Origin of the sequence: Streptomyces sp. DH12, from assembly GCF_020873895.1 — a bacterium.
Lineage (GTDB): Bacteria > Actinomycetota > Actinomycetes > Streptomycetales > Streptomycetaceae > Streptomyces.
Window position 1 is genome coordinate 101,678 of the sequence record NZ_JAHWGT010000023.1, and the last position, 12,151, is coordinate 113,828.

Below are 12,151 nucleotides of genomic sequence, written 5' to 3' on the forward strand. Positions count from 1 at the left end.
CGGGGGGAACGTGCACGTCTTTCGCAGGGCATCGTCCGCCGCCCCGGCCTGGTTCGCTCGCCCGCGCGGCGAGCCCACTGCTTCCGACATCACGAAGGACTCCACAGTGCACGGATCCCGTCCACGCGCGGGGGTGGCCGTCGTCGCCGCCGTCGCGGTCGGTCTCGTGACCGCCCCGACGCCCGCGCAGGCGATCGTCGGTACACCGGTCACCGACACCGCCCACGCTTTCACCGCCCACCTGCAGATAGGCACCGGCGAACAGGCCCGCGCCTGCTCCGGCGCCCTGGTCGACCCGTACTGGGTGGCCACCGCGGCCAGTTGCTTCGCCGCCGACCCGCAGAGTGGCGGCCAGGTGGCCCCCGGCGCACCGGCGTGGAAGACGGTGGCGACCATCGGCCGCGCCGACCTGACGGCGACCACCGGCGGTCACGTCTCCGAGGTCGTCCGGCTCCTGCCGCGCGCCGGACGGGACCTGGTGTTCGCGCGGTTGGCCACGCCCGCCACCGGGATCACCCCCGTGGCCATGGCCACCACCCCCGCCGCCGGCGGGGACTCCCTGAAGGTCGCCGGCTACGGGCGCACGAAGAGCCAGTGGGTCCCGGACCGGCTCCACGTGGCCTCCTTCGGCGTGGACTCCGTCGACGCGACGGCGCTCGGCATCGCCGGCAGCACCGCCGCCGACTCGGTCTGCCGCGGTGACAGCGGCGGTCCCGTCCTGCGCGAACGCGACGGCGTGCCGGAGCTGGTCGGCGTCAGCAGCCGGTCCTGGCAGGGCGGTTGCTTCGGCGTCGACGAGACGCGCAACGGCGCCGTGGCCACGCGGACCGACGACGTCGCCTCCGGCGCCCGTCTCGCGGCGGGGCAGCGCCTGCGCTCCGGTGAGTCCCTCGCCTCCGGTACCGCGACGCTCACCATGGGGACCGACGGCAAGCTGGCCGTCACCTCCCGGACCGGCCAGGTCCTGTGGTCCGCCGGCACCGGCGGTCACGCCGGCGCCACCGCGGTGTTCGGCGCGGACGGCGAACTCGCCGTCCGCGACGCCGCCGACACCACCACCCTGTGGCGTGCCGCCACCGGCGCGGCCGGCGGCGCCCTCGTCCTCCAGGAGCGCGGCAACCTCGTCGCGTACGACGCCCAGGGCGCGTCGCGGTGGACGACGGGCACGTCCATCCGCAACGACGTCGACGGCGACGGCCGGGCCGACATGATCGACTGGTACGACTACGCCGACGGCCACGACCGGCTGCACCGCTTCCCCGGTTCGGCCACCGGCGCCCTCGCCGCACCGGGCATCGGCTACGTGAGTCCCGCCGGCAGCATCGACCACGCCCGGGTCAAGAAGGTGACCGGCGACTTCGACGGCAACGGCCACGCGGACGTCGCACTGCTCTACGGGTACCCCGACGGCTCCGTGAAGCTGTGGACCTACCCCGGCCGCGCCAACGGCACCTTCGGGACCCCCTTCCCCTCGTGGTCCGCGCCGGCCGGCAGCTTCGAGTGGTCCCGCGCCCGCCTGCAGAGCGGCGACTTCGACGGTGACGGCCGCGACGACGTGGCCGCCTGGTACGACTACGCGAGCGGCAAGGACACCCTGTTCACCTTCCTCTCCGACGAGCGCGGCGGCTTCCGCACCCCGATCACCGGCTGGTCCGCCCCGAACAACTGGACCGCGTCGAAGAGCCAGTACGTCACCGGCGACTTCAACGGCGACGGCCGCGACGACATCGGGGTCCTGTACGACTACGACGCCGCCGCCGTGAAGTTCTGGACGTTCCTCGCCACGCCCTCCGGTGGTTTCGCCGCCCCGAAGGCCGCCTGGGACGGTCCCACCTTCGGCGACTGGGCCCGGGCCGACGTGCACGCCGGTGACTTCGACGGCGACGGCCGGGACGACGCCGCGATCTGGTACGACTACACCGACGGCCGGGACGGCTTCTTCGTCCTGAAGGGCAACGCCGACGGAACGGTCGCCGCCCCGAGGACCGCCCTGTCCGTCGCGGCCGGCAGCCTCACCCGGTCCGCGATGCAGATCGTCGTCGGTGACCACAACGGTGACGGGCGCGAGGACCTCGGTGCGATGTACGGCTACACCGACGGCAACGTGAAGATGTTCACCTGGCCGGCGAAGGCGGACGGCACGCTCGACGCCGTCAAGGTCGGTTGGGCCAGCGCCACGGCCAGTTCGTGGGAGTTCGCCCGGACGTCCTTCCTGGACCGCTACTCCGGCCGCTGACGGCCACGGTGACCGTGCGCGGGGGCGGCCCACGTCGGGCAGAGGCCGGTGGGCCGCCCCCGCCGCCCTTTCCGGCGCCCCTGTCCCCCTTCCGCCCCCCGTCCCCCTTCCGGCGCCCCCGTCTCCCTGTTTCCGGCGTTTCGGCACCCCCGGCCGGCCGAGCCGCCCCCGCCGGGGGCGTGTTTCGGTGGGGTGGGGAGGGGCACACGGGGGGCGTCCCGGTCCCCGGGTGGTTGCGGAGGTGAGGTCCCGTGCCAGGGCGTGAGGAGCTGCCGTCGACGCTGGAGCGGTCCCCGGAGGGCGCGCGGCGGACCTGGATCGCGGCCCACGACTCGGCCGTGGAGAGCTACGGCGAGGGCGAACGGGCGCACCGCGTCGCCTTCAGCGCGTTGAAGCACGCGTACGAGAAGGTGGGCGACCACTGGGAGGAGAAGGAGAAGGGCCGCAAGGGCCCCTCCGACCCCCGGGCCGTCGCACCGCGCGACCGGCCGGCCCGCAGCGGCGAGGGCGTCGACGAGAACGCCTCGAAGCGGCACCTGTACGAGCTGGCCCGGCGCCTGGGCGTCGAGGGCCGGTCGCGGATGTCGAAGGCGGAGCTGGCCGAGGCGCTGCGCAAGGAGAACCGGACCCGGACCCGGCAGGCGCGCGAGCGCTGACGCGGCTCCCGGCGGCCTCCCGGCCGGCCGGCCGGGGGGCCTCGGGTCAGGTGGGGCGCAGGCGGACCGTCGAGGTGTCGGTGGCGACCGTCAGGGAGCCGTCCGGGAAGACGGCCACCGCGTGGACGGCCGGGCCGGGACGGAAGGGGCGGACCCGGCGCGTGCGCGGGTCGCGCAGCTCCACCAGGCCGTCCGCCCAGGCCACCGCGAGGGTGCGCGGCCCGGCGTGCAGGGCGACCACCGGGTGGGGCCGGCGGGCCACCGGGACGCCGTCCCCGGCGCCGGGCCGCCACGCGAGGACCGTGCCGTCGTCGCCCCCGCTGTAGACGCGGGGCCCGGCCGCCGCCAGGGCGGTGACCCGGCCCGCGTGCAGGGAAGCCTGGTGGAGCCCGCCCAGGGTGAAGGCGTGGACGGAGCCCATGCGGTCCCCGGTGAGGACCGCGTCGCCCGCCGCGGCGAGCGCCGTCGCCGGGTGCGTCGCGAGGGTCGCGGCCACCGCCGCGACCAGGCGGGGCGCGGCCGAGCCGGCGGTACGCAGACGGCCGCGCTCGTCGAGCGTCAACACGGTGCCGTCCTCCAGACACGCCACGGCCCGGGCCCGGGGGTCGTCCGCCTCGACCAGGCGGCCCGCCCGCACCGTCAGCGCCCCGGCCCGCGCGTCGCGCACGTCCGCCACCGCCCAGGGCGCGTCGGCGGCCAGGGCGGCCAGGGCGGGGCGCAGCCGCGGGACGGCGTCCGCGGGCAGGGCGGCCAGGAGGGTGAGCGCGCGGGTGGCGGGGGTCTGCCCCTGCCGGACGAGTGCCTGGCCGGCGCGGAGCCAGGCCGTGCGCAGTCCGCCGTGGCCGGCGGGCTCCGCCTCGTACGCCCGGGTCACCCGTACGGGGTCGGCGGCGCAGACGGCGGCCGGGTCGGAGAGGGGCGGCTGCTCGCCGGGCGCGGCGCCGTCCGGTGCGGGTCCCGCCACGGTCACCTCGACGCGGCCGACGGCCCGCAGGTCGGCGGCGAGTTCCGGCAGGCCGGGCGCGTCCGCGGGGAGCGCGACGCGGTCGGGGCGCCGGCGCGGCCCGGCGAGGAGCGCGGTGAGGAGTTCCCCGGGGGTCCCCGCGACCACCCCGAGGGCGTTGGCGACCGTCCAGACCGTGGCGCGCACCGTTCCGCCCGCCCTCAGTTCCCGGCGCCCGTGAAGTGCTCCCTGACCAGCGACTCGACGACCGGGAGGTCCCCGGCGGCGAGCGCGTCGAGCAGGGCGCCGTGCTCGGCGGCGTCCGCGACGAGGTCGGCGCGGCGCGTGGCGGGCGGGCTGACGAGCGGCCACTGCGAACGGCGGTGCAGGTCGACGGCGACCGCGACGAGCTGCTCGTTGCCGGCGAGGCCGAGCAGCGCGCGGTGGAAGGCGCGGTCGGCCTCCGCGTACGTGGCGAGGTCGCCGTGGACCGCGGCCGCCGCCGTCGCCTCGGCGAGGGGGCGCAGCTCCTCCCAGCGGCCGGTGGGCAGCGTACGGGCGAGCCGCAGCATCACCGGTACCTCGATCAGGGCGCGGACCTCGGCGAGCTCGCGCAGTTCGCGCGGGGTGCGCTCGACGACGCGGAAACCGCGGTTGGGGACGACCTCCACGGCGCCCTCGACGGCCAGTTGCTGCATCGCCTCGCGGACGGGCGTGGCGGAGACGCCGAGGCGCAGGCCGAGCGCGGGCGCGGAGTACACGGCGCCGGGGGCGAGTTCGCCGCCGACGAGCGCGGCGCGCAGCGCGTCGAGGACCTGTCCGCGCACGGAGTGGCGCCGGACGAGCCGGGGCCCGCCGGGAGCGGGGGCCCCAGCCTGCGAGGCGGACCCGCGGTGCGGCTGGGCGTCTCCCGGTCGCGGGTCCCGCGGGTGCGCGTCCCGCGGGTGCGCCTGCCCGGCGAGCGGGTCCCGCGGGTGTGCGTCCCGCGGGTGCGCCTGCCCGGCGAGCGGGTCCCGCGGGTGTGCGTCCCGCGGGTGCGGGCCCTGCGGGTGCGCGCCGTGGGTGTGCTCGCCGCGGGCCTGCTCCGGGACGCGGTCGGCGGTGTGCGGCCACCGCTCGGGGTGGTCCGCGGCCCCCCGGGCCCTGCCCTGCTCCACTCGGGTCCTCCTGCCGCCGCGCGTGTGTGGCCCGGCTCGCGGTGCGGGGGCCCGCTGTGCACGATAGGCGCACGGGGCGGCGGGGCACACATCGATCAGATCGGGTAAGGTAAGGCTAACCTGCAAACGATCGCGATTCGGTGGTCCTGCATGTCCCTCCCCACACTGCTGCCTTCGGTCCCCGCGTCGCCCGTCGCGGCGTCGTACGCCCGCCTCGCCGAGGTCTTCCCCGGGTTGCGCGTGCGCGAACTGCGCGAGGACGAGACGACGCCGCGCGGCGCGGGATGGGTGGGCGCGGACGAGTTGGCGGCCGGCGGCCCCGCCCTCGACGCGTTCCTCTCGTGGGACGCCGCGCAGGTGCTGCGCGACTACGGCAAGCAGGCCCGTCCGGACGTCGTCGCGAGCTTCGGCCTCCACCGGTACGCGTGGCCCGCCTGCCTGCTGGTGACGGTGCCGTGGTTCCTGCACCGCCGGGTCCCGCGCGTGCCGGTCGGCGACGTGGCGTTCCAGCGGGCCATGGGCCGGATGGCGGTGCGGGTGCGGGAGTTCGCGTGCCTGCCGGACGACCCGGCGGCGGGCCTTCCGGGCGCCCGCGTCGTGGCGGACGAGGAGGCGCTGCGTGCCGAGGTGCGGGCGGCGGTGGCCGAGCACATCGGCCCGGTGCTCGACGGGTTCGGGCCGCGGATGCGGCGACGGGGGCGGGCCCTGTGGGGCATGGCGACGGACGAGGTCGTCGAGGGCCTGTGGTACGTAGCCGGGCTGCTCGGCGAGGAGCCCCGGGCCATGGCCGAGCTGGAGCTGCTGCTGCCGGGCACGGCCAAGCCGTACGTGGGTCCGGCCGGGTTCCGCGAGCTGTCCGCTCCCGACGGCCGGCCGCTGCCCACCCGCGACCGGGCGAGCTGCTGCCTCTTCTACACGCTGCGCCCCGAGGACACGTGCGTGACGTGCCCGCGCACCTGCGACGCCGACCGGGTGCGCCGGCTGACCGCCGCCGCGACCTGACGCGCTCCCGTCCGCCCGGCCCCGAGTGCCGGGGTCAGCCCGGCGGGCGGGGCAGTTCGCCGCCCCACGGCGGGTCCGCGCCGGGCACCGCGCAGGTGCGGGCGGCCACCAGCGCCGCGTACGCGCAGCAGGCGGCGGCCTCGTCGAGCGTCAGGTCCTCCAGCCGGCCGCCGAGCCGGCCGAGCCCCGCGAGCGCGTGCAGCAGTCCGGCCGTGAACGCGTCACCGGCGCCGACGGTGTCGACGACGTCGGTGGGCGGCGCCGGGACGGTGCGGCGGTCGCCGTCGAGGGAGACCAGGGCGCCGCGCGGGCCGCGCGTGACCACCACCAGCCGGGCCCCGGCGGCGTGCCAGGTGTCGCAGGCGTCCTCGGGCTCGACGCCCGGGAGGAGCTCGCCGAGGTCGTCCTCGCTGAGGCGCAGGATGTCGGCGAGCGCGCACCAGTGGTCCATCCGCTCGCGGTAGACGGCCGGCCGCACCAGCAGCGGGCGGACGTTGGGGTCGACGCAGACCGTGGCACTGCGCCGGGCCACGGCGAGGTACTCCTCGACGCGGCGCCCGCCCGGCTCCCTGACCAGGGCGAGGGAGCCGGTGTGCACGCAGACGGACCCGGCCGGCTCCACGGCGGCCAGCTCGGCGGCCGTCCACTGCCAGTCGGCGGCGCCCTCGGCGAGGAAGGAGTACGTCGCCCGGCCGTGGACGTCCAGGTCCGCCACGGCCAGGGCGCTCGGCTCGGGGGCGGCCACACACTGCGTCAGATCGACGCCCGAGGCGGTGAGGCGCTCGCGGAACAGGTCGCCGAAGACGTCGCCGGAGAGCCTGCCGAGGAAACGGGCAGGCGTGCCGAGGCGGGCGAGGGCGACCGCGGTGTTGGCGGGGCCGCCGCCGGGCAGCACGCGCAGGAAGAGCCCCGCGGGGCCGGCGGCACGGCCGGGGCCGGTGCGGCCGGGGTCGGTGAAGGCGTCGGCGACGCACTCGCCGAGCACGGTGACGGGCTGACTGGTCATGATCTCCACCCTCGACGGCCGGAGCGGCCACTGCGGGTACCAGCATCACACCGGCCGCCCGCGGGCGTTCCGCGGGGGTGCCGCGTTCCACGCCACTCGCCCGGGTGGAGTACGTCGAACACGACCCTGGCGCCCAGCACATGAGTTCGACTGGATTGCCCCGATTCGGCGGCCCAGGGGCCCCGATGGCGTTCTCTTGTTCCGAAACCTCGTGACGCGCCCCGCGGGTCGACCAAGATGGCGCACCGACACGCACCACTGCGATGCGAGGGACACCGCATGAGACTGACCGACATATCGCTGGACTGGCTGCTCCCGGGCGGTGTGCTGCTCGCGGGCACCGTGGCGGCGGTGGCGGTGCTCGCGCGCGGCAGGCGCACCGCCGGCGACAAGGGCGCGGCCGACGACTCGTGGGAACGCAGCGAGGAGCGCCGACGGCGCAAGGAGGCCGTCTACGGCATCGCCTCCTACCTCCTGCTCTTCTGCTGTGCGGCCGTCGCCGCCGCGCTCTCCTTCCACGGCCTGGTCGGCTTCGGCCGGCAAAACCTCAACCTCTCGGGCGGTTGGGAGTACCTGGTGCCGTTCGGCCTGGACGGCGCCGCCATGTTCTGCTCGGTCCTGGCCGTGCGGGAGGCCAGCCACGGCGACGCCGCGCTCGGCTCGCGGCTGCTGGTGTGGCTCTTCGCCGGGGCGGCCGCGTGGTTCAACTGGGTGCACGCCCCGCGCGGGCTCGGCCACGACGGTGCCCCGCAGTTCTTCGCCGGGATGTCGCTGTCGGCGGCCGTGCTGTTCGACCGGGCGCTGAAGCAGACCCGCCGGGCGGCCCTGCGCGAGCAGGGTCTGGTGCCCCGTCCGCTGCCGCAGATCCGCATCGTCCGCTGGCTGCGGGCACCCCGCGAGACGTTCGCCGCCTGGTCGCTGATGCTCCTGGAGGGCGTGCGCACCCTGGACGACGCGGTGGAGGAGGTCCGCGAGGACCGCCGGGAGAAGCACGAGAACCGCCGGCGCCGGCGCGAGCAGCAGAAGCTGGACCGGGCGCGGCTGCGCGCCTTCAACCGCCAGCACCGCGCGTGGGGGCTGGGCCGCGGCGGCCGCCAGGTCGACGTGACCGCCCTGGGCCCCCCGCAGGGTTCCGCGCCGGCCGCCGTGGGGGCGTCCGTCGCGGAGCCCGCCATAGCCGAGCCGGGACAGCTGCCAGCACCCTCCCGGCCCTCCCTCCAGGCGGTGAAAGGACCTGAGTCGCGGACCGTCGACCTGACGGCGGAGGACGACACCCAGGCCATCCCCCGGCTCGACTCGCTGGAGCAGAAGCTGAAGAGCCTGGAACAGCAGTTCGGCTGAGGTGCCCGTTCCGGCTGAGGTGCCCGTTTCGGCTGAGGTGCCCGTTCCGGCTGAGGTGCCCGTTTCGGCTGAGGCGTCCGCTTCCGCACGGGCCGCGTGGCCCGCGACGGCGCTCCGCCCGCCGCCGGTACGCCGAGGGGCCCGCCCGCGTCCACGGGCGGGCCCCTCGGCGTACGCGGCTCACTCGGGCGGTTTCACGTCCGTCAGCTCGAACCACACCACTTTGCCGACGCCCTGCGCCCGTATGCCCCACGCGTCGGCGAGCGCCTGGATCAGCAGCAGCCCCCTGCCGTGCGTGCCGTCGTCGGAGACCGGGACGTACGGGTCGGGGAGGTCGGGGACGAAGTCCCGGACCTCCACGCGCAGCGCGTTCCCGTCGAGGGTGGCGGTGACGACCGCGCCGTGTCCGGTGTGGATCAGCGCGTTCGTCACCAGTTCGCTCGTGAGGAGCTCCGCGGTGTGCGCCGGTTCGGGGGCGATCCGGTCGCGCAGCATGTCCCGCAGCCCCCGCCGTACGCCGGCCACCGCCGTGAGGTCGCCGACACCGACGTGCCGCCTCAGCTGTGTCCCCCCGGGTAACCGGTCACGCCCGTCCACCATGGGTCCGACCCCTGCCTGAAGCCCACTCATATCCCCCACCCGCACACGTTGTCGGCCCTTCTCCTCGAACAGGCTCACGGGATCCATGCCCCCCTGCTCCGACAGTCACGCGTGCGAAGCCCGGACGGGCGGGCGCACGGAGGGGAGCAGTGGGGCACGGCGGGGTGTCAAGGTCGCGGGAGGTTCCGCACGTTGGAACGGGCCATCTGGAGCATCCTGCCGACGCCGCCGTCGAGCACGATCTTGCTGGCGGACAGGGCGAAACCGGTCACCATGTCGGCGCGGATCTTCGGTGGGATGGACAGCGCGTTGGGGTCCGTCACCACGTCGACCAGCGCGGGCCCCTTGTGCCGGAACGCGTCCTTCAGGGCGCCCGCGAGCTGTTTCGGCTTCTCCACGCGCACTCCGTAGGCGCCGGCCGCCCGGGCGACCGCGGCGAAGTCCGGGTTGTGGTTGGCCGTGCCGTGCGAGGGCATCCCGGCCACCAGCATCTCCAGCTCGACCATGCCGAGCGAGGAGTTGTCGAAGAGGACCACCTTCACCGGCAGGTCGTACTGGACCAGCGTCAGGAAGTCGCCCATCAGCATGGAGAAGCCGCCGTCGCCGGACATGGCCACGACCTGGCGGCCCCGGTCGGTGAACTGCGCGCCGATGGCCTGCGGAAGGGCGTTGGCCATGGAGCCGTGGCTGAAGGAGCCGATGATCCGGCGGCGTCCGTTGGGGGTCAGGTAGCGGGCCGCCCAGACGTTGCACATGCCGGTGTCGACGGTGAAGACGGCGTCGTCGGCGGCGAGTTCGTCCAGCACGGAGGCCACGTACTCCGGGTGGATGGGCGTGTGCTTCTCCACCTTGCGGGTGTACGCGCGGACGACGCCCTCCAGCGCGGCGGCGTGCTTCTTCAGCATCTTGTCGAGAAAACGCCGGTCCGTACGGGGGCGCACCCGGGGCACGAGGCAGCGCAGGGTCTCACGGACGTCGCCCCACACGCCGAGGTCGAGGCGGGAGCGGCGGCCGAGCCGCTCGGGCCTCACGTCGACCTGGACGATCCGCACGTCGTCCGGGAGGAAGGCGTTGTACGGGAAGTCGGTGCCCAGCAGGATGAGCAGGTCGCACTCGTGGGTGGCCTCGTAGGCCGCGCCGTAGCCGAGCAGACCGCTCATCCCGACGTCGAACGGGTTGTCGTACTGGATCCACTCCTTGCCGCGCAGGGCGTGGCCCACCGGGGCCTTGACCAGTTCGGCGAACTGCATGACCTCCGCGTGGGCGCCCGCCGTGCCGCTGCCGCAGAAGAGGGTGATCCGGTCGGCGGCGTCGACCATGCGCACCAGGGCGTCGATCTCCGCGTCGCCGGGGCGCACACTGGGGCGCGCGGTGACGAGGTCGTGCGTTGCCGCTTCCTCCGGGGCCGGCTGGGCGGCCACGTCGCCGGGGAGGGTGACGACGCTGACGCCGCCGCGGCCGACGGCGTGCTGGATCGCGGTCCGCAGCAGCCGGGGCGTCTGGAGCGGGTTGGAGATCATCTCGCAGTAGTGGCTGCACCGCTGGAAGAGCTGGTCGGGGTGGGTCTCCTGGAAATACTGCAGGCCGATCTCGCTCGACGGGATGTGCGAGGCGAGCGCGAGGACGGGCGCCATGGAGCGGTGCGCGTCGTACAGCCCGTTGATGAGGTGGAGGTTTCCGGGCCCGCAGGAGCCGGCGCAGCTGGCGAGGGAGCCGGTGATCTGCGCCTCGGCGCCGGCCGCGAAGGCGGCGCTCTCCTCGTGCCGCACCTGGATCCACTCGATGCCGCGGGTGCGCCGCACGGCGTCCACGACGGGGTTGAGGCTGTCGCCGACGACCCCGTAGATCCGCTGGACCCCGGCGCGGACCAGGGTGTCGACGTAGTGTTCCGCCACGTTCTGTCTGCCCATGGCACCATCCACGCACGGCCCGCGGTCTCACGCCTCCCAGACGGCCACCGCCGTACGGTCATCGGCGTACCCCTCGGCCCCCAGCCGGGTGTCGGCGAGGAACGCGGCGAGGCCCGGCGGCCGCTCGCGCGGGCCCCAGCGGGCGGCCAGCTCGGCGGCGAACGCCGGTTCGCGGCGCAGCGGCTCGGCGAGGCCGCTGGTCGCGAGCAGCAGGGTGTCGCCCGGGCGGGCGACGGAGGCGCGGAAGCGGAACGGCACGGGCGGCGGCGCGGACGGAGCGGGGTGGCGTTCCCCCGGGCCGGCGGCCGGGGCGGGCTCCTCGGCGGGCGGGGCGCCGGGGTGCCGGGCCACGCTGAGCCGCAGGGTGAGCCGGTCGCCCGCCGGGCCGGCCCCGTCGTCGCCCGGGGCGGGCGGTGGGGAGCCGCAGCCGTCGACGGACTCGCCGGAGGCGGCCGCCGCGGGTCGCGGCGGTTCCAGGTCCTGCCAGGCACCGTTCCGCAGCCGGAACAGGCCGCCGGCGCCGACGCCGAACAGGACGCGCGTACGGCAGTCGGGGTCGGCGGTCAGCAGCAGGCAGCGCAGGTCGGCGGTGTACGCGTCCGGCTCGGCGCCGAGGTCGCCGGCGCGGGCGCGGAGCTTGCCGCAGGCACGGTCGGTGAGGCGGTGCAGCCCCGACCTGAGGTCGTCGCGGCGCCCGGCACGGATGTCCCGGGCGAGCCGGGCGTGGCTGCGGCCGACGGCCTCGCCGATCCACCGGCAGGCGTCGCCGGCGGCCTGGTGGGAAGCCTCGCCGACGCTGGTGCCGGTGGCGACGGCGAGCAGCAGGAGCGTGTCGTCACCGGTCCCGAAGCGGGCGGTCAGCAGGGCGTCGCGCCGGGGTTCGCCGCGGTGGCGCGCCGCGTCACCTCGGCTGGAGGCCGCGCGGAGCGTGCACGTGCCGTACCGCGCCCCGTCCAGCACGGTGTCGTGGACGAGTTCGCCCAGCCCCTCCGCGCGTGCCTGGGGCAGGGCGGTGGGTTCGGGGTCGCGGAGGGGCGGCCCATCGCCGACGTGGGCGGGGGCGAGGGGCGCGCGGGGATCGGCGGCGGCGCCGCCGCGGGGTGGCGCCCCGGCCGGCCCGCCTGGCCCGCGCCCGTCCTCCGCGGAGTCGCGCGCCACGACGCAGTACGCGCCGAACACGCTCCAGCGTATGCCCGCGGTGCCGCCACCATCCCAGACTGACTGCTTCTGAGGCTCTCTCTAATACAAAACTGACCCTCCCGACGAATCAACTTGATTACATCTCGGAGCTCGCCGAATC

General features: G+C 75.9%; 10 protein-coding genes. 4 read left to right on the forward strand and 6 right to left on the reverse strand.

All coding sequences use genetic code 11. The features are described from left to right. Window positions 1–106: 106 nt before the first annotated feature. Both LPA54_RS42900 and LPA54_RS21740 read left to right on the forward strand, forming a co-directional pair. On the forward strand, window positions 107–2,236 hold the full coding sequence (locus LPA54_RS42900) for an FG-GAP-like repeat-containing protein (protein WP_228980343.1): 2,130 nt from the start codon (window positions 107–109) through the stop codon (window positions 2,234–2,236). Window positions 2,237–2,487: 251 nt separating this feature from the next. Beyond that, window positions 2,488–2,892, forward strand: a complete 405-nt coding sequence (locus LPA54_RS21740; protein WP_228980345.1) for a ChaB family protein — start codon at window positions 2,488–2,490, stop codon at window positions 2,890–2,892. A gap of 46 nt (window positions 2,893–2,938) precedes the next feature. On the opposite strand, the gene LPA54_RS21745 is transcribed toward LPA54_RS21740, so the two are convergent. Next, window positions 2,939–4,042: a hypothetical protein gene (locus LPA54_RS21745; RefSeq protein WP_228980346.1), complete on the reverse strand. Its 1,104-nt coding sequence runs from the start codon at window positions 4,040–4,042 to the stop codon at window positions 2,939–2,941. 14 nt (window positions 4,043–4,056) lie between these two features. Next, the gene (locus LPA54_RS21750; protein ID WP_228980348.1) at window positions 4,057–4,992 is read right to left on the reverse strand and encodes a GntR family transcriptional regulator; all 936 of its coding nucleotides are present in this window, start codon (window positions 4,990–4,992) and stop codon (window positions 4,057–4,059) included. Window positions 4,993–5,142: 150 nt separating this feature from the next. Here LPA54_RS21750 and LPA54_RS21755 point away from each other — a divergent pair, with 150 nt between their 5' ends. Then, entirely contained in the window at window positions 5,143–5,994 is an 852-nt protein-coding gene (locus LPA54_RS21755) for a (2Fe-2S)-binding protein (protein ID WP_228980350.1), read from the forward strand. 34 nt (window positions 5,995–6,028) lie between these two features. On the opposite strand, the gene LPA54_RS21760 is transcribed toward LPA54_RS21755, so the two are convergent. Next, on the reverse strand, window positions 6,029–7,000 hold the full coding sequence (locus LPA54_RS21760; protein WP_228980351.1) for a carbohydrate kinase: 972 nt from the start codon (window positions 6,998–7,000) through the stop codon (window positions 6,029–6,031). Window positions 7,001–7,279: 279 nt separating this feature from the next. Here LPA54_RS21760 and LPA54_RS21765 point away from each other — a divergent pair, with 279 nt between their 5' ends. Next, window positions 7,280–8,341: a DUF2637 domain-containing protein gene (locus tag LPA54_RS21765; RefSeq protein ID WP_228980353.1), complete on the forward strand. Its 1,062-nt coding sequence runs from the start codon at window positions 7,280–7,282 to the stop codon at window positions 8,339–8,341. Window positions 8,342–8,521: 180 nt separating this feature from the next. On the opposite strand, the gene LPA54_RS21770 is transcribed toward LPA54_RS21765, so the two are convergent. The 3 genes from LPA54_RS21770 to LPA54_RS21780 form a co-directional block, all read right to left on the reverse strand. Beyond that, a complete protein-coding gene (locus tag LPA54_RS21770) occupies window positions 8,522–8,941 on the reverse strand; it encodes an ATP-binding protein (protein WP_228980354.1) in 420 nt (139 codons plus the stop codon). 167 nt (window positions 8,942–9,108) lie between these two features. Then, window positions 9,109–10,851 carry a pyruvate dehydrogenase gene (locus LPA54_RS21775; protein ID WP_228980355.1) on the reverse strand — a complete coding sequence of 581 codons (1,743 nt, stop codon included), beginning with the start codon at window positions 10,849–10,851 and terminating at the stop codon, window positions 9,109–9,111. A gap of 27 nt (window positions 10,852–10,878) precedes the next feature. Continuing rightward, on the reverse strand, window positions 10,879–12,030 hold the full coding sequence (locus LPA54_RS21780) for a protein phosphatase 2C domain-containing protein (RefSeq protein WP_308112881.1): 1,152 nt from the start codon (window positions 12,028–12,030) through the stop codon (window positions 10,879–10,881). Between the last annotated feature and the right edge of the window lie 121 nt (window positions 12,031–12,151).